The organism is Aureimonas sp. Leaf454, assembly GCF_001424685.1.
GTDB lineage: Bacteria > Pseudomonadota > Alphaproteobacteria > Rhizobiales > Rhizobiaceae > Plantimonas.
Window position 1 is genome coordinate 295577 of record NZ_LMQT01000020.1, and the last position, 17651, is coordinate 313227.

At 64.7% G+C, this 17651-nt stretch carries 17 protein-coding genes; 7 read left to right on the forward strand and 10 right to left on the reverse strand.

Annotated elements, in window-relative coordinates:
* Positions 1-286 precede the first annotated feature (286 nt).
* The 3 genes from ASG43_RS14895 (at position 287) to lepA (ending at position 3784) form a co-directional block, all read left to right on the forward strand.
* Positions 287-757: a CYTH domain-containing protein gene (locus ASG43_RS14895; protein WP_056506497.1), complete on the forward strand. Its 471-nt coding sequence runs from the start codon at positions 287-289 to the stop codon at positions 755-757.
* 25 nt (positions 758-782) lie between these two features.
* Positions 783-1742, forward strand: a complete 960-nt coding sequence (locus ASG43_RS14900) for a CHAD domain-containing protein (protein WP_056506500.1) — start codon at positions 783-785, stop codon at positions 1740-1742.
* A 230-nt stretch (positions 1743-1972) separates the two neighbouring features.
* Positions 1973-3784, forward strand: coding sequence for a translation elongation factor 4 (lepA, locus tag ASG43_RS14905; RefSeq protein WP_056506503.1), 1812 nt, complete (start codon positions 1973-1975; stop codon positions 3782-3784).
* A 208-nt stretch (positions 3785-3992) separates the two neighbouring features.
* Here the strand turns inward: lepA and ASG43_RS22860 are convergent, their stop codons facing one another.
* The 5 genes from ASG43_RS22860 to ASG43_RS22880 all read right to left on the reverse strand — a co-directional run bounded on the left by ASG43_RS22860 (position 3993) and on the right by ASG43_RS22880 (position 6799).
* A complete protein-coding gene (locus ASG43_RS22860; protein ID WP_156386720.1) occupies positions 3993-4634 on the reverse strand; it encodes a hypothetical protein in 642 nt (213 codons plus the stop codon).
* 40 nt (positions 4635-4674) lie between these two features.
* Positions 4675-4935: a hypothetical protein gene (locus tag ASG43_RS22865; RefSeq protein ID WP_156386721.1), complete on the reverse strand. Its 261-nt coding sequence runs from the start codon at positions 4933-4935 to the stop codon at positions 4675-4677.
* 78 nt (positions 4936-5013) lie between these two features.
* Positions 5014-5823, reverse strand: coding sequence for a hypothetical protein (locus ASG43_RS22870; protein WP_156386722.1), 810 nt, complete (start codon positions 5821-5823; stop codon positions 5014-5016).
* A complete protein-coding gene (locus ASG43_RS22875) occupies positions 5804-6391 on the reverse strand; it encodes a hypothetical protein (protein ID WP_156386723.1) in 588 nt (195 codons plus the stop codon). The genes ASG43_RS22870 and ASG43_RS22875 overlap by 20 nt, the downstream gene beginning before the upstream one ends.
* A 96-nt stretch (positions 6392-6487) precedes the next feature.
* Entirely contained in the window at positions 6488-6799 is a 312-nt protein-coding gene (locus ASG43_RS22880; RefSeq protein ID WP_156386724.1) for a hypothetical protein, read from the reverse strand.
* 715 nt (positions 6800-7514) lie between these two features.
* On the opposite strand from ASG43_RS22880, the gene ASG43_RS14910 reads away from it, so the two are divergent.
* On the forward strand, positions 7515-8771 hold the full coding sequence (locus ASG43_RS14910; protein WP_056506505.1) for an Hsp70 family protein: 1257 nt from the start codon (positions 7515-7517) through the stop codon (positions 8769-8771).
* A gap of 1 nt (position 8772) precedes the next feature.
* On the opposite strand, the gene ASG43_RS14915 is transcribed toward ASG43_RS14910, so the two are convergent.
* Positions 8773-9741, reverse strand: a complete 969-nt coding sequence (locus tag ASG43_RS14915; RefSeq protein WP_056506509.1) for a ChaN family lipoprotein — start codon at positions 9739-9741, stop codon at positions 8773-8775.
* 123 nt (positions 9742-9864) lie between these two features.
* Between ASG43_RS14915 and ASG43_RS14920 the strand changes: the two genes are divergently transcribed.
* Together ASG43_RS14920 and ASG43_RS14925 are read left to right on the forward strand one after the other, a co-directional pair.
* The gene (locus ASG43_RS14920; RefSeq protein ID WP_056506512.1) at positions 9865-10290 is read left to right on the forward strand and encodes a heme-binding protein; all 426 of its coding nucleotides are present in this window, start codon (positions 9865-9867) and stop codon (positions 10288-10290) included.
* Complete coding sequence (locus ASG43_RS14925; RefSeq protein ID WP_056506515.1) at positions 10287-10946, forward strand: nucleoside/nucleotide kinase family protein; 660 nt, start codon at positions 10287-10289, stop codon at positions 10944-10946. The genes ASG43_RS14920 and ASG43_RS14925 overlap by 4 nt, the downstream gene beginning before the upstream one ends.
* Before the next feature lie 16 nt (positions 10947-10962).
* Here ASG43_RS14925 and ASG43_RS14930 read toward each other — a convergent pair whose 3' ends face one another.
* A complete protein-coding gene (locus ASG43_RS14930; RefSeq protein ID WP_244488107.1) occupies positions 10963-12435 on the reverse strand; it encodes an alkaline phosphatase family protein in 1473 nt (490 codons plus the stop codon).
* A 157-nt stretch (positions 12436-12592) separates the two neighbouring features.
* Entirely contained in the window at positions 12593-13768 is a 1176-nt protein-coding gene (locus ASG43_RS14935) for an NAD-dependent epimerase/dehydratase family protein (protein WP_056506517.1), read from the reverse strand.
* Positions 13769-13896: 128 nt separating this feature from the next.
* Between ASG43_RS14935 and ASG43_RS14940 the strand changes: the two genes are divergently transcribed.
* A complete protein-coding gene (locus tag ASG43_RS14940; RefSeq protein ID WP_056506520.1) occupies positions 13897-14946 on the forward strand; it encodes a glycosyltransferase family 1 protein in 1050 nt (349 codons plus the stop codon).
* Here ASG43_RS14940 and ASG43_RS22885 read toward each other — a convergent pair.
* Both ASG43_RS22885 and ASG43_RS14950 read right to left on the reverse strand, forming a co-directional pair.
* Positions 14909-15811 carry a DMT family transporter gene (locus ASG43_RS22885; RefSeq protein WP_156386725.1) on the reverse strand — a complete coding sequence of 301 codons (903 nt, stop codon included), beginning with the start codon at positions 15809-15811 and terminating at the stop codon, positions 14909-14911. The genes ASG43_RS14940 and ASG43_RS22885 overlap by 38 nt on opposite strands.
* On the reverse strand, positions 15808-17457 hold the full coding sequence (locus ASG43_RS14950) for an ABC-F family ATP-binding cassette domain-containing protein (RefSeq protein WP_056506523.1): 1650 nt from the start codon (positions 17455-17457) through the stop codon (positions 15808-15810). Before ASG43_RS14950 ends, ASG43_RS22885 begins: the two co-directional genes overlap by 4 nt.
* Positions 17458-17651: the final 194 nt, after the last annotated feature.

Here is a 17651-nt window from a genome sequence, read left to right on the forward strand (position 1 = left end):
GGTCACCCCGCGCAAGACCCGGCCGTCAGCCCCGCACGGGCCTCCCAACCGCGTGCCCGCGGAACTCACCGCCCATTTCCATACCAACATCACGGCGCCCGGCCCGGCAAGCCTTTGCTCGCCACGTCCGTCCCTTATGCTTACGAATCTGCGATCCGCTCGGCCAGGCAAAGCGCACGGCGCGCGGATTGCTGCTGTTTTGTGACAATCAGGCATGCCAATTCTCATCACGGATGGCAGGAGCCGTCCGGCATCCGGGCGGCCGGACGACGGGGGGAGCATCGGGATGGGCATCGAGATCGAGCGGCGTTTCCTCGTCGAGACCGACGCATGGCGCGCGGCCTTCTCGGCGGGCGGCGGAGCCGCGAGGCGCCTGCGCCAGATCTATCTCGCCGCCGACGAGACCCGCACGATCCGCATCCGCGTCACCGAGGGCGTCTCCGCGGCGCTGACGATCAAGCTCGGCGCGGGGCTGTCGCGGGGCGAATTCGAATACGCGATTCCGCTCGCCGATGCCGACGCGATGGCGGTGGGCGCGCTCGGACAACCGATCGACAAGACGCGCCACGACATTCCGCTCGGCCGTCACACGATCGAGCTCGATGTCTACGAAGGTGCGCTGGCGCACCTCGTCGTCGCCGAGATCGAGCTGGAGACCGAGACCGACGTGCTGGATCTGCCCGCCTGGCTCGGCCGCGAGATCACCGGCGACCCTGCCTATTCCAATGCAAGGCTGGCGCTCGCCGGCCGGCCCTGACACCGCTCAAGGACAGACCCGACCCATGGCCTTCCGCATCACGTTCGGCACCCCCCTCGACGCCGAGTTCCGACGCATCGCCGCCGAGCAGCTGGACAAGGCGTTCGCCGAGCTTTCCGGTTCCGGCGATCGCCACGAGGCGATCCACGACGTGCGCAAGCGCTTCAAGAAGCTGCGCGCGCTGTTCCGGCTGCTGCGCTCGGGCGACTCGAACCTCTTGCGCGCCGAGAACGCGCGCCTGCGCGACGCCGCCCGCGCGCTCTCGGCCGTGCGCGACCGCACCGCGCTCCTGGAATCGCTCGAAGCCCTGGAACAGCATTTCGCGGACGACGTCGCGACCGATGCCTTCGCGCCCGTCCGTGCCGAGCTCGAAAGACGCCGCGAGGCCGCCGTCGAGGCCGAGGGCGATCTCGGCGAGACCATCGCCCGGACGCTGGCGACGATCGAGGACAGCCGGACAGCCCTTGGCGAGGCGTCCTTCTCCAAGCCGCTGAAGCGCGCGCCGCTGATCGTCGCCGAGGGCGTCCACCACACCCAGCGCGCCGCCCGCCGGGCGCTCGGCGAGGCCGCGCTGAACGGCGAGGCGGAAGCCTTCCACGACCTGCGCAAGCACGCCAAGGACCACGCCGCCCATCTCGGCCTTCTCGCCGATCTCTGGCCCGACGCGTTCCGCGTCGCGCGCGAGGTCGCGGCCGGCATCGGCGATTCCCTCGGGCTCGACCACGATTATGCGATCCTGCGCGCCGAGATGGCCGGCGACGCCGGGGCCTTCGGCACCGAGGCCGACCGCGCCGTGGTGCTCGGCCTCATGGATCGCCGCCAGGGCGCGCTCCGCGCGACGTCCCTGTCCACGGCCCGCCGCCTCTTCGCGGAAAGCCCGAAGGCGGCCGCGGCCCGCATCGAGCGCCTCGTGCGCGACGCCGCCAAGGCCGCGCGCTCGCCGGAGGAGACCGCCCTTCCCTTCGAGGCCGGCCTATCCGCCTGAACGCGAAGCGTTCGGACGGATAGGCCCAAGCCGAATGCCTTGAGGCTTTCGGCGACCGCACGAATGCCCCCGGCATTCGTGCTCCCACCCGCAAGTCTTCCCGCCTGAACGCTCTGCGTTCAGGTTCACCTGCAGACCTTTCCTGCCGCGATTTCCCCTCCCCACCATCCCTCTTCCGCGCGGCAACAAAACCGGTAGGCAGTTTTCATCGAATTCTTTATATCCCGGCCATGAGCACCACCACGCCCCTCGACCACATCCGCAACTTCTCGATCGTCGCCCATATCGATCACGGGAAGTCCACGCTCGCCGACCGGCTCATCCAGGAGACGGGCGGACTGGAGGCGCGCGAGATGACCGAACAGGTCCTCGATTCCATGGATATCGAGCGCGAGCGCGGCATCACGATCAAGGCGCAGACCGTTCGCCTGCACTACAAGGCCAAGAACGGCGAGACCTACATCCTCAATCTCATCGACACGCCCGGCCATGTCGACTTCGCCTACGAGGTCTCGCGCTCGCTGGCGGCCTGCGAGGGCTCGCTCCTCGTGGTGGACGCGGCGCAAGGCGTCGAGGCGCAGACGCTCGCCAACGTCTATCTCGCCCTCGACAACGGCCACGAGATCGTGCCCGTCCTCAACAAGATCGACCTCCCCGCTGCCGAGCCGGACCGGGTGAAGGAGCAGATCGAGGAGGTGATCGGCCTCGATGCGTCCGAGGCCGTGATGATCTCGGCCAAGGCCGGCATCGGCATTTCCGACGTGCTCGAAGCCATCGTCCACCGCCTGCCCCCGCCGAAGGAAGGCGACCGCTCCGCGCCCTTGAAGGCTATGCTGGTCGACAGCTGGTACGACGCCTATCTCGGCGTCATCGTGCTGGTCCGCATCATCGACGGCGAGCTCCGCAAGGGCCAGATCATCCGCATGATGGGCACGGACGCGAAATATCCGGTCGACCGGGTCGGCGTCTTCACCCCGAAGATGCTGGCCATGGACGTTCTCGGCCCCGGCGAGCTCGGCTTCATCACCGCCTCCATCAAGGAGGTCGCCGACACCCGCGTCGGTGACACGATCACCGAGGACAAGCGCCAGACCAAGACCATGCTGCCCGGCTTCAAGCCGGCCCAGCCCGTGGTCTTCTGCGGCCTCTTCCCCGTCGACGCCGCCGATTTCGACGAGTTGCGCGCCGCCATGGGCAAGCTGCGCCTCAACGACGCCAGCTTCTCCTTCGAGATGGAATCCAGCGCTGCCTTGGGCTTCGGCTTCCGCTGCGGCTTCCTCGGCCTTCTCCATCTGGAGATCGTGCAGGAGCGCCTGTCGCGCGAGTTCGACCTCGACCTCATCGCGACCGCGCCCTCCGTGGTCTACGACATCCGCCTCACCAACGGCGAGACGATCCAGCTCCACAATCCCGCCGACCTGCCGGACGTCATGAAGATCGAGGCGATCGACGAGCCCTGGATCAAGGCCGTCATCCTCACGCCCGACGAATATCTCGGCAACATCCTGACCCTCTGCCAGGAGCGGCGCGGCCTCCAGACCGACCTCTCCTATGTCGGCAAGCGCGCCATGGTCACCTACGAGCTGCCGCTGAACGAGGTCGTCTTCGACTTCTACGACCGCCTGAAGTCGATCTCGAAGGGCTACGCCTCCTTCGACTATTCGCTCATCGACTACCGCGAGGGCGACCTCGTGAAGCTCTCGATCCTCGTCAACGCCGAGCCGGTCGACGCCCTCTCCATGCTGGTCCACAAGCTCCAGGCCGAGCGCCGCGGCCGGCAGATGTGCGAGAAGCTGAAGGAACTGATCCCCAACCACCTCTTCAAGATCCCGATCCAGGCGGCCATCGGCGGCAAGGTGATCGCCCGCGAGACCATCTCGGCCCTTCGCAAGGACGTCACCGCCAAATGCTACGGCGGCGACGCCTCCCGCAAGCGCAAGCTCCTCGACAAGCAGAAAGAGGGCAAGAAGCGCATGCGCCAGTTCGGCAAGGTCGAGATCCCGCAGGAGGCGTTCATTGCGGCGTTGAAAATGGATAGCTAGCGGTTTTCGAAGCGTCTTCGACGCTTTGAAAACGCGAAGCCCCAGTGGGGCTTTGCGAGCGCAGCGATGCCGGGGCGTTGCCGCAGGCAACGGGCCCCAGGACGGCTTAACGTAAAACAACTGGGCCGGAAACAAAGCTGCTTTTTCTATTTCTCTTTAAGACGTTCGACAGATTTTGCTCCTCGACAGATTCGAAGTAGCGCATTCTTTATTTGAGCGGATCACGTGGGAGGCTTAGACGCATATCGTCCACCAAGCCGATCATTCCCTTGATACTAAAAGACGCAACCCCACTTTCGGATAACACCAGATGTCCTTTCTCTAGGTTTGGTTCAAATTTAATTTTAGAGATTGATCTTGGCCCATTAAAACCAAGTTTATCCGCAACCTCAACAGCCTGTTTGCTGGCTATGATATTGAGCTTCCCAATCGCGCCTGCTGATAGTCTTTCGTAGATTATCTTAGCGGAGGTCACTCGTCCGACGAGATTCTTCTGAGATTGCAAATTCTCGAGCCACTTTTGAGGATCCACCCTCACACTTTCCACTTCGGAATTGAAATCGGTTAACTGTAAGACACTATTAATAAAGCCACGCGCCGTTCTAGGCGGGTCTGATATTTGGAGTTCCGGATATTTGTCAGACAACCGAAATTTGACTACACGATACTCCACATTTCTATTAACTGTCTCATTTCCAAAGGGATCTAGGACATGATCTTCATAGTTAATGCGTTCAATATATCGCCCCTCTACGAAACTATTTCTAACTCTATCAAGCAAGAAACCACTATCGGACGAGAGGGTGAAGGGTGCGTCCCTCATTTTCGCAGCAAGCGACTCGACCTTCACGCTCCATACTGCCTTGAACCACCTAGAACGCTGCATCACTCTAGGCCGATTTGTTTTGTGAGATTTTGGAAGAGGATTTCAGCAGCTCATCGTCAACCTCGATACCATTATTCAGAATTTCAGCTATAGCTGACCGAGCCGTAGACTCAATCAGCGAAAATAGATAGCGTTGACGAATATCGGAAGGAAGTTTTAGCTGCTTCGAGTATGTTCCCTTTGATGTTTGTTTTGCAGTTCGCGCAAGATATTTGAAACCCGTCCCCGCAGATGCATCCTCAAACGTCGCTTCGAATTCCGCCAACTCATACGGATCCGATAATTCGCGAGCGCGCCATCGTATCAATGTAATATAAAAACCATCCTTTTTCAGTCGTTGGTACTAACGAGAAGCAACTAGGTTTTCACCAGATATCGCTACACTTCTCACGACTGCCATCATTTCAGCCGCGGCCTCGCCAAGCTCCTCATCGTCGCCATCATCGCTCAGCGCACCAAGACTCGATGGCCACGCCGCCACCTTCAAACTTGTTACGCCTTCTAGAACAAATTTGTCCATTTCTGATATTAGCTTTGTAAAGAAAGTACTTCGCTCATCGGCAGTAGCAAGAAGAGAAAGAGACACCTCGTCAAGAGGCAATTCCTTCTTTTTGATTGATTCAATACGAGAATGTAAACCAGTGACAACTGAGCGGGATTTTTCCGTTGACGGCAGTCGAATTACCGTCTTCCCCTCCCCAACCTCTAAGACAAGCGACGCATTTCGAGGTGTTTTCTGCGCGAGGCGCGTCTTCGAGAAATCATAATCTGTATATTCAGGATTTATGGTAGATGTTTTAGCTCCTCCATGGAGAGTCATATTTTCCACTCCCCTATTCTTGTCATTAAAGCTCGAAACAAACTCTTTTATTTCAGATGCCGTCAGTTCTATCGGGATGGTGATGGATGTATTTTTCTCGGAGCGCCTTGACGATTCACGCCTCTCAAGAATGTCAAGCACCCCGTCATAGTCATAAATTAACAAAGACATATACTCTATTATATCGTCCCTGTTTTCATGAGTGAAAAAGAAAGTCCTTCGTCCTTTGCCAATCTCAAGCATGTTACTTCTTGTTAACCGCTGTTGAGCGGATATCATGATATCGTACAGATCTTTATCGGTAGCGAATAGTTTAAGAAGTGATTCTTTCATCTTCCATACCCAGTTGTATTGATGAGAATATCGATCCTGCCTGCTGAATTGCGCTACAATCCACTGATCGTATTATATCAGCCAGTTCGGAATGCTCTGGCAACAGGAATCTATCAATGTACTGGCTTGCGGCCTTTTCAAAAACGGAGCCGGCATCTCCGTGATCAGAAAGATATTTTATTGAAACTCTATAAGATTTTGTTAAGAACTGATTATGCTTTAAGTAGTCAATTATGTACATCAAGCCATCGATAGTCGGTCTGTTTCTATGGAAGAGAATTATACCATTTTGATGATTATCCCCAAATTCATCATGCTGCAGCACAATCCAAGGAGACAGCAGCATCTCTATATTGGCCGCGAGCGACGCATCCGGTTTTAAATTGAGCTTCTGAACAAGATGGGGAAAGTGGAATTTGCATTTTGCAGCGAATGGGATTTTTTCATCACCGCGCAACTGTCGGATTTCAAAACGTACGTTATCAAGCCAATTAATATCATCTGGCCCTAAGACAAATAATCTAGATCCAGCCGGAATATCAAACCCGTCCGATTTGGCCGCCTCCACAATCGCTTGAAAATCCCTATCATACAGCCCGTCATGGTTGTATACAAATAGAAGCCCGTGAATTCGACTTTGTATGTGGGTATTACTATATAAGGCCTACCAAGCCCCGCTAATTTCTGCACAACTCACCTGCTTTGCAAGACTTTCAAGCGCCGCCCTTATGGTGCTTTGAGTTATCGATCCTTTTGCATAACTTTTTAAGTCGCATTGAAGAAAGGTTCTCATCATTGAGTACGGCTCATCGTAGTAGAACACGACATCCGTTGGATGGGAGTCAACATCGTGCACATCGGTTCGCTCGCACGCCCAATTTTGATTAGTAGGGCCTACCTTTTTCCAAAGAAATTCCTTAAATAACTCATTCGATAGCTTTTCTGCCATCGCGGCGATGTTGACCGTCTCTGCCACAAGCAATCCTTCTCGCTTTTTAGATCCAAACGTCCTGCGCTCTGAATGCTGCTCCTATGAGTTGCACCATAACTCCCTGTTTATGGCACTTTCATCAAGCAGAAACTTATCCCCACCCTCCGCCCCTCCCGTATCCTCCCTCTCACCACCAGCCCGCGAGACGGGCGCGAATGATCACCGGGATCGTTCGGGGGCTGGGGGCGGGTCTCGGGAAGAAGCCTTCTTCGGAAAGGTCGAACCCCTTGGTTCGGATGTTCGCGTCGGCTCCGGGAAACCGGGGTTGCGGGAGAGATCGGCGTAGACCCAGGGGCGAAGTCGCTGGAACCAATATGCCCGATCGACGACGCACGAAGCGGGATTGACCATCCCGTCCACGACGGTCGAACAGACCTCGCTTGGTCGCGAGGTATCCGGACAGAAGCCCGCGCGTGGACGCCGGAGGCGGACCAACCTTATCGCATACCCCAAACCGGAGGGTCTTCCTCCGGCGTCCCGCCGCTCCCTTCGAGGACGGCACGAGCAGACCGGCAAGACACCCGCCGGCTTCACCATCACCCCGGCGCGGCGGCGTGCGGGCGCTTTGCCGTGTCAAGCTCTTTTGTGCGGTGCGGCCGATGCGGCGTTGCCATTCCGGCCGGGGGCCTTTATGTCCCGCCCTCCCCTTTTCCATGGGCGCGGCAGCAAGGCGCCCGTCCCGATCCATCCGGTGCGTGACATGACGATCCAGAGCTGTGGCCTCGATTTCGGGACCACGAATTCGACGCTCGGCATCGTCCGGGACGGCCGCCCTGAGCTGATCGCCCTGGAGAACGGCCAGCGCACCATGCCGACCGCGCTCTTCTTCTCCCGGGAGGACGGGCGGACCTATGCCGGCAGAGCCGCCGTGCACGAATATGTCGACGGCGCGGAGGGGCGCTTCATGCGCGCGTTGAAGAGCGTGCTCGGCTCCTCGCTGATGGGCGAGAAGACCGTGGTCGGGCGCGAGCGTCTGGCCTTCGCCGAGATCGTCGGGCTGTTCCTGAAGCTCCTGAAGGAGCGGATGGAGGCCGAGACGGGCGCGTCCGCCTCGCGCGTCGTGCTCGGCCGGCCCGTTCATTTCGTGGATGGCGACGAGGCCGCGGACAAAGCCGCCGAAGGCCAGCTCGAGGGCGCGGCCCGCGCGCAAGGCTTTTCCGAGATCGCCTTCCAGTTCGAGCCCGTCGCCGCCGCGCTCGACTACGAGCGCACGGTTGCCGGCGAGGAGCTCGCCCTCGTCGTCGACATCGGCGGCGGCACGTCCGACTTCTCCGTCATCCGCCTCTCGCCAGAGGCCGCGAGGCGACCGGAGCGGAAAGAGGACATCCTGTCGGCCACCGGCGTCCATATCGGCGGCACGGATTTCGACCGCCTGCTCTCGATCGCCAAAGCCATGCCCGCCCTCGGCCTCGGCACCTCCACCCGCGACGGCAAGCGCCGCCTCCCCGTCTGGTACTGGAACGACCTCGCCACCTGGCACCGGATCAACCTCCTCTACGATCCGAAGGTCGCGAACGGCCTGCGCGATCTCCAGAAGCAGGCGGCCGAGCCGGAGAAGCTGACGCGCCTCCTCGCCCTTCTCGACGCGCGCGCCGGCCACCGCCTCGCCGGGGCCTCGGAAGCCGCCAAGATCGCGCTGACCGACGATGAGCTGGCCTACATTCGCCTGAAGGAGATCGGCCTCGATCTCGACGAGCCGGTGACGCGCGGCGAGTTCGAGAGCGTCGTCGCCGAGCTGGTCGCGGGCATCGCGGGCAGCGTCGGCGAGGCGCTGACGGTCGCGGGTGTCGCGCCGGAGGCGATCGACACGCTTCTTCTCACCGGCGGCTCGACCCAGGTGCCGATCGTGCGCCGAACGGTGAAGGCGATGTTCCCGAACGCGCGGGTGGTCGATGCCGACGCCTTCGGCTCGGTCGGCCTCGGCCTCGCCATCGACGCGAGCCGCAAGTTCGGCTGAGTTATTTCGCCGGCGGGGCGGCGGGGGCCCCCATGCCGTTGCCCATCGTCATACCCTCGCAAGGGTCGGAAATGTCGAAGCGCGGCGTGTAGAGCGTGAAGTCGGAGAGAGCCAGCTCTTCGGCGGCCGGCTGCGCTTCCCCCTCCGAGACCTCCGCGAAGGCGACCGACACGACCGCCGCCCCCGGCTGGAGCGCTTCGAGGATCGCCGGCACCGCCCGGTCGCGGCGCGTGTGACCGGCTCCCGCGATCAGAACGGCGGGACCGCCGGAGCCGATCATCGCATCCGCCAGCGCCCCGTCCCGCGCCCGCTGCACGGAGATCATGGCCGGGATCGCGGTGGCCGGCAGCATCCCGCAATGCGAGGCCTCCAACTCCCTGGCGAGGTCCGCGCGCGCGCCCTCCGGCATCGCCCGATCGAGCCCGAGGCGCGCCTTGCGCTCGGCCCCGAGCACGTCCGCACCTTCCCGGGAAACCCGCCGCATCGTGTCCCGATCGAGATCACCCGCCCGCATCGGCAGATCCGCCGCGAGCGCCGCCTCGACGATCGGCCGGTAGATCGCAAAATCCGGCCAGCCCCGCTCGTCCCAAGCGACCGCCGCCCCGATCGCATCGGCGTCGCCGCCCTTGGCGACAGCCGCATCGAGCGCGCCCTGCAAGCCCTCCGGGATCATCTCGAACACCACCGTCGGCCGGTCGCCCGTGCCGGCGCGCTCGGCGAGAAGCGCCGCCTGGAGCCGGTGATGATCCGGGTTCGTGTGCGTTTCGCCGAGCGCGAGGAACCGCGCGCCCTTCACGGCGTCCAACAGGCGCTCCGGCGCGACCTCCCGTCCGTCCGAGGCAAAGATGCGTCCGACGAGCGGATGATCGGCGAAATGGGGCGAGGCGAAGGGTCGAAGCTCCAGCGCCGCCGCCGGGGAACAGATCGCGGCGAAGGTCAGGGCGGTGCCGAAAGCGATCGGGCGCAGCATGGGAGAACCTCGTTCATTCGACGCCGCGGGATATCCCCATCCCCGGCAGGCGGTGTAGATAGGCGCCATTCCCGTGCCCTTCCATGCGGCACGCCAACGCTTGCGCTTCGAGGACCTTTCGCCGTGACACTCACGCTCGCCCATGCCCGAACCATCGTCGCCGCCGCTTTCGAGAAGGCGGCCGCGCTGAAGCTGAAGCCTTTGACCATCGCCGTGCTCGACGCGGCGGGCGATCTCGTCGCGCTCGAGCGCCAGGACGGCGCCAGCCCGCTCCGGCCGGCCATCGCCATCGGCAAGGCCAATGGCGCGGTGCAGCTCGGCATGGGCTCGCGCGCGATCATGACGCGGGCGGAAAGCCAGCCCTTCTTCGTGCAGTCGATGAACGCGCTGTGCGGCGGCTCGCTCGTTCCCGTTCCCGGCGGCGTCCTCATCCGGGAGAACGGCCGGGTCGTCGGCGCGGTCGGCATCACCGGCGACACGTCCGACAACGACGAGACGGCCGCCGTCGCCGGCATCGAGGCCGCCAACCTTCAGGCCGACGCGGGATGAGCGGCGCCATGGTTCCCGTGACGCTGGAAGGGCTCGTCGTTGCCCTCCGCCAAGCCGCCGAGGGGCGCGAGCGCCTCGTCGTGGCGCTGGCCGGCCCGCCCGGCGTCGGCAAGTCGACCACGGCCGACCGCATCGTCGAGCGTCTGAACGAGGGCGAGCCTGGACGAGCCGCGGTCTTCCCGATGGACGGCTTCCATTTCGACGACGTGGTGCTGAACGAGCGCGGCCACCGTCCCCGCAAGGGCGCGCCCTTCACCTTCGATCTCGACGGCTTCGCCGCGACGCTCCAGCGCCTGCGAACCGTTCCGGCGCGCGACGTCGCCGTTCCCGTCTTCGATCGCTCGATCGAGATCGCGCGCGCCGGCGGCCGCATCATCGCGGGCAAAACGCGGATCATCGTCGTCGAGGGCAACTATCTCCTCCTCGACGAACCCGGCTGGCGGGACCTCGGCCCGCTCTTCGACGTCACGGTGACGCTGGTGGCGAGCGAGGCGGTCCTCGAAGCGCGCCTCACCGAACGCTGGCGGGGCTTCGGTCTCGAAGGCGAGGCCATGGTGACGAAGATGGAGGGCAACGACCTCCCCAACATGCGCCTCGTCCTGCGAAACAGCCTGCCGGGGGACTACGCGCTCGCGACGGACGACAACAGGGCCTGAGGCGCGCCCGCGCTCCTCAGATCGCCATTGCCGGCGTCCGGCCGCCATCCTCGAGCTCCCAGGCGGCCGACCAGCGGCCGCCCTCGCGCGCCAGCACGAGATAGTTGCGCTCGGCCGTGTAGACGCCGCGCCGACCGGGAAGCGCCTTGAGGCGGATCCGGCGTCCCGGCAGAGGGGCGTCGCCCAACTTGGCCAGGAGGCCGAGCGCGATCGCATAGGCCTTGGACGGCCGGGGATGGGCGATGCCGGAGGCGACGAGCTGGTGCAGCACCTGCCCGTCCTTCAGCCGCATCTCGGCCCGCGTGGCGAGATGGATCTCCCCCGACACGACGGTGACCGGCGAGGCCCGTTCCACCATCTCGCGCTCCAGCCCGGCGAGAAAGCGCTGCCATTCCGCGCGATGGGCGCGGCTCTGCCACTGGTCGCGCAGATCGTCCTCGTATTGCTGGGCGCGCGGCACGAGATCGAGCGCGGCCTCCACCACCGACAGACGCGGGCCGAGCACGGGCACGCTCGACAGGATCATCCGGTGGTTGCCGTCCGGTGCGGCGGCGAGCGCCGCCTCGTGCGCGGCCCATCCCGTCTCGTCCATCACGCGGTCCGGCCGCCGTTCGCTGCGAAGATCCGGCGCGATGACGGAGAGGCCGGGATAATGGGCGCCGAGGCTGAAGCTGCGCCCCGTCCGGTCGAGCGCCAGAGAGGGCGCCTCGTCGGGGCGGCAGCCTTGCTGGAAGAGAAGGAACATCTCCCGAGAGACCTGGAAGATGCCGCGCCCGACCGGACTGTCCAGGAGCTTGGCGGGATGGCTGCCCCAGCCGTCGATGATGTCGTGGTCGTCCCACATCATCAGCGAGGGGACGCAAGCGACGAGGCCGGCGATCGCCGGCTGCGCCATCAACGCGAGATAGCGGCCGGCGAGATAAAGCCGCGCCGCCTGCCGCATCGCCTCGGTGAAGGCCACCGTGCCCTTCCGGCTCGTCGGCAGGTCCTCCCAGCGCCTCAGTTCGGGATGGCTGTGCAGGATCTCGTCCGCATAGAGCTGGTCGCCGCCCTGGAAGAGGAGGTGGAACGGGCGCGCCGCGTTCTCCTCGCCGAGCCGCTGCCACATGCGGTCACGTTCGTCGAGATCGCGCTCGCCGTCGCCGTTCTCCTTTCCGTTGCAGGAGACGAAGGCGCAGCGGATGTCCCCGGCAAAGCCCGTGGCCACGGCGTGACGCCGGCCGGCGAGGTCGTAGGAGACCGTACCGGGACGGACCGGCAGGGAGAAGTCGTAGGCCTGGAGCGTCCGGTCGAAGAGCCGGGCGAGTTCGCGCGGCTGGACGGGATCACCGCCGTCCGGAACGAGCGCCGGCGCGAGCGACCCGGCGGGGAGCGCCAGGAGCGCCGTCAGCCGCGCCTCGTCCCTGTCCGCCCCGCGCGACAGGAGAAGCGGTCCGATCGCGGACGGCACGGGATCGGTGGCAAGCGGACGATCGGAACGGACGGACAAGAAGCGACCTTTTCGGGAGCGGACCGGAGGACGCCGGTTTGCTCCCCGATCTACGGTCGATGCCGGTCGATGCAAGGTTGCATCGCGAAATTCCCGGTCGGCACCGTGTCCCGTTTCATCCGACGGGAGAGAAAACCCGTCGTCATCCGCTTGGTCTTCATGTCCTGGCGGGCTTGACCCAATAGCTCGTCGAGACGATGCGGTCGCGCTCGATCCGGTCGGCATGGCGGCGGGCGACGTCGACCACCTCCGTCAGGAGCCCGTCCGAGAGCCGGGTCGGTTCGAGACCGAGGTGGAGCAGCGTGTCGTTGACGACGACGAGGTCGTTTTCCGGCGCTTCCTTGCGCGGGTTCTCGCGAAGCTCGACGGGAACGCCGGTCATGTCGGAGACGAGACGGGCGAGGTCCCGGACGCAGTGGGTCTCGGTCATCTGGTTGATGATCCTCACGCGCGACCCGCGCTCCGGCGGCGTCTCCACCGCGGCCGCGACGCAGCGCACGGTGTCGCGGATGTGGATGAAGGCGCGTGTCTGCCCGCCCGTTCCGTGGACGGTGAGGGGATGGCCGATCGCCGCCTGGCAGAGGAAGCGGTTCAGCACCGTCCCGTAGTCGCCGTCGTAGTCGAAGCGGTTGACGAGCCGCTCGTCGAGACGCGTCTCCGGCGTCTCCGTGCCCCAGACGATGCCCTGATGGAGGTCGGTGATCCCGAGTCCGTCGTTCTTGGCGTAGAAGAGAAAGAGCAGCTGATCGAGCGTCTTCGTCATGTGGTAGATCGAGCCGGGATCGACGGGATAGAGGATGTCGACCGTCGCCTCGCTGCCGCCCGAACGGAGCGTCGCGTCGATATAGCCTTCCGGGATCGGCATGCCCTTGGTCTTGCCGTAGCCGTAGACGCCCATCGTGCCGAGATGGACGAGACGGGCGTCGGGCGCGGCCTCGACCATGGCGCAGAGCACGGCATGGGTCGCATTGACGTTGTTGTCGACCGTGTAGCGCTTGTGGCGCGGCGACTTCATCGAATAGGGCGCGGCCCGCTGCTCCGCGAAGTGGACGATCGTGTCCGGCCGGATCCGCCGGAACAAAGCCTCCAACGCCTCGTAGTCGCGGGCGACGTCGAGCCTTGCGAAGGCGATCGGGGCATGGCCGGTCCCGGTCCAGGCCTCCAGCCGCTCGTCGATGGACCGGATGGGCGTCAGGCTGGCGACGCCGAGCTCCTCGTCGGTTTGCCGACGAACGAGATTGTCGACGATCGTCACCTCGTGGCCCAGCGCCGCGAGATGGAGCGAGGTCGGCCAGCCACAGAACCCGTCGCCGCCGAGCACGATGATCTTCATGGGACAAAGGCTCCAGCGGCCGGTCGAACGCAAGGACGGCACAACCACGAGGTCCCTCGACCTTGGAGCTTGCCGGAACGCCATGTAGAACGCCAATCCCGGTCTCGGAAGCAGGTCATATCAATTTCATGCGCATCCTCATCGCGAGCGACGCGGCCGAGCCGCAGGTCAACGGCGTCGTCCGCGTCTTCGAGACCACCCGGCGCCATCTCGAAGCGGACGGCCATGTCGTGCGCCTCGTCGGCCCCGGCGATTTCGGATGGACGGTCCCCGCGCCGGGCTACCGAGAGGTGCGGCTCGCCCTTCCCTTCGGCGGCGCGCTCGGACGCGCCATCGGGGACTTCGCGCCCGATGCGATCCACATTCCCGTGGAGGGGCCGATCGGCCTTGCCGCGAGAGCCTGGTGCCGGCGGCGGGCCCTGCCCTTCACCACCTCGTTCCACACGCGCTTCGGCGACTACTTCGCCGCGCGCCTCGGCTTCGGCACCGATGCCGCCTACGCCTTGCAGCGCTGGTTCCACAACGGCGGGAACGGCTTCATGGTGCAGACCCCGACGCTGGAGCGCCAACTCGGCCGACGCGGCTTTGCCAACATCCGCCGCTGGGGCCGCGCCGTCGACACGACGGCCTTCCGGCCGCATCGCGAGGAGCCCGGCTTCGACGCGGACTTCCTCGCCTTGCCCCGTCCGATCTTCCTCTATGTCGGCCGCGTCTCGGCGGAGAAGAGCCTGGAGCGGTTCTTCTCCCTGGACCTGCCCGGCTCGAAGGTCGTGGTCGGCGACGGACCGGCCCGCAAGGGCCTGCAGGCCGCCTTTCCCGCCGTGCATTTCCTCGGCTACCGCCACGGCGAGGACCTCGCGCGGCACATGTCGGCCGCCGACGTCTTCGTCTTCCCGTCGCGTTTCGAGACCTTCGGCCTCGTCGTCCTGGAGGCGCTCGCCTGTGGCACGCCGGTCGCCGCCTATCCGGTCCAGGGGCCGGCCGACATCCTCGGCGATGCCCCGCACGGCGTCCTCTCGGAGGACCTGCGAGGCGCGGCGCTGCAGGCGCTCGGGATCGACAGGGCCGGCTGTCGGCGCTTCGCCGAAACCTTCTCCTGGACGGACTGCACGCGGCAGTTCGCCGCCAACCTCGTGCCGATCAGCGGGCGCGAAGGCCGGACAGGAGATGGGCGGTGATCGTCGAAAAGATCAGCGCGCCGCCGATGAAGGACGCGGTGCCCGGCACCTCGCCGAAGGCGAGCCAGACCCAGAGCGGCGCGAGCATGATCTCCAGCGTGATGATGAGGCCGCTCTCGGCCGCGGGGATCAGCCGCGAGCCCTTGAGGAAGATGAAATAGGCGACGACGAAATTGGTGAAGCCGAAAGCCGCGAGGAGCAGCCAGTCGCGGAGCGCGATCGAACCGAGCGAGGCGAGCGGCAGGAAGACGAGGAAGGTCGCGTAGCCTCCGAGCATCGAGACCGTGAGGATGTCGATATGCGGCCAGACGCGGGGCACGACGATGATCGCGGCGAAGGCGATCGTCATGGACAGCGCGATGAGATCGCCGAGGATGCGTCCCTCCCCCGCCGAACCGGAGACGACGATGAGGACGCCGACGAGAACGATCGCGCTGGCCACGAGCGTCTGCCGGTTCACCCGTTCCCCGAGGAGCCACCAGGCGAAGCCGCCGGCGAGGAAGGGCGAGGAGGCGTAGATCACGGTCACGTTGGCGACGCTGGTGAGATAGAGCCCGCCGACCGTCGCGGCCATCGTGACCAGCTGGAGAAGCACGACCACGACGCCCGGCCAGCCCATATCCGTGATGCGCGTCCAGCCGTTCCGGCGGTGGATGAGAAGAAAGGCCGGAAGCAGGAAGGTCGCCCCGAAGAAGCAGCGCAGGGCGATCGCGGAATAGACGTCGGTGCCCAGAAGCCGCGTGTAGAGGCCGCTGAAGCTCCAGGCGATCGTGGCGACGAGGACCATCGCGATGCCCCGCGCCCGGTCGCCCGCACGTCGCTCGGGCGCGGCCGCGACCCGTCCGAGGCGTTCCGCCCGGCTCATCCCCGGGCGCGGCGCTTGTTGGAGCGCCGGTTTTCGCGGACCCCGTCGCCGCGATCCTGCGCCGGGGCGCGCTGCCCGTTGCGGGCGCGGTCGAGGACGAACTTGGCGTAATCGTCCATGTCGCCGTCGAAGGGCTTCACCCGGCCGTCGGCGGCGAGCCACAGGCGGTCCGCGACGAGCTCCATCAGCGAACGATCGTGGGTGATGAGGATGACGGCACCCTCGTATTCGTTCAGCGCGTCGAGCAGCGCCCGGCGGGAATCGATGTCGAGATGGTTCGTCGGCTCGTCGAGGATGAGGATGTGCGGCGCGGCCATCGCGACCTGGTTGAGCAGCAGGCGCGCCCGCTCGCCGCCCGACAGCGAATCGACGATCGTCTCCTGCTTGTCGAAGTTGAAGCCGAACTGCGCGAGCTTGGAGCGCCGCTGCGCCTCCGAACTCTCCGGCATGGTGCGCCGGATGATCTCCATCGGCGTCTCGTTCGGATCGAGCGCCTCGATCTGATGCTGGTGGAACCAGCCGGTCTCGACGCGCCGGTCCCTCTGCATCTGGCCCCGGAGCGGCTGAAGCGCGCCGGCGGCGAGCTTGGCGAAGGTCGACTTGCCCGCGCCGTTGACGCCGAGAAGTCCGATCCGGTCGTCGACGTCGAGGCGAAGGTTGAGATCGCGCAGGACCGCGACGCCGTCGTCGTAGCCGACGTCGACGCCTTCGAGCTGCATCAGCGGCGGCGCCAGGGGACGCTTGGGCGAGGGCAGCGTGAAGGGCGCGACGCGCGCCTCGATCGTCATGTGGACCGGCTCCATCTTGGCGAGCCGCTTCATGCGCGACTGCGCCTGCGCGGCCTTGGAGGCCTTGGCCTTGAAGCGGTCGACGAAGGCCTGGAGATGGGCGCGCTCGGCATCCTGCTTGGACTTTGCCGAGGCCTGGAGGCGCTGCGCCTCGGCCCGGCGCTTCTCGAACTCGTCGTAGCCGCCGGTGTAGAGCTCCAGCTTGCGCTCGGCGACGAGCAGGATGTGATCGACGGAATTGTTGAGGAGCTCGCGGTCGTGGCTGATGATGAGCGCGGTGTGCGGATACTTCTTGAGCCGTTGCTCCAGCCAGAGCGCGCCTTCGAGATCGAGGTAGTTCGTCGGCTCGTCGAGAAGGAGCATGTCGGGGGCCGAGAAGAGCGCGGCGGCGAGCGCGACGCGCATGCGCCAGCCGCCGGAGAACTCCGCCATGGGACGCTGCAGGTCCTCCGTGGAGAAGCCGAGGCCGCCGAGGATCTCCGCCGCGCGCGCGGGCGCGCCCTCCGCGTCGATGTCGATCAGCCGGCCCCAGATCTCGCCGATCCGCTCGGGTTCGGCGGTCTCCAGCTCCGCCATCAGGCTGTGGCGTTCGAGATCGGCTTCGAGGATCGTGTCGATCAGGCTCATCGGCGTCGCGGGATGCTCCTGGTCGACCGAGCCGATGCGGGCCGCCTTGGGCAGCGCGATCTCGCCGCCGTCCGGCGTGAGATGGCCGAGGATCAGCTTGAAGAGGGTCGACTTTCCGATGCCGTTGCGACCGACGAGGCCGACCTTGGCGCCGACCGGCAGAAGCGCGCTCGCGTCGTCGAAGAACTTGCGGCCCCATCCGTTGAAGACGAGGTTGTTGATCTGGAGCATGGACGGGTCCGGCGGACGAGGGAACGGGCGAACGCCGCAAGCCGAAGCTGCGAGCGAAAGGCGGGCGCGGTCTGATGGAATTGCTGCAATGCAGCGTCCGACGGGACGTAGCACGAACCGGCCATGCCTGGCGAGAGCGGGCCTGAAACAGCGTCGCCGGAGAGGTTTGGAAACCGGACCAGAGAGCTTGACCG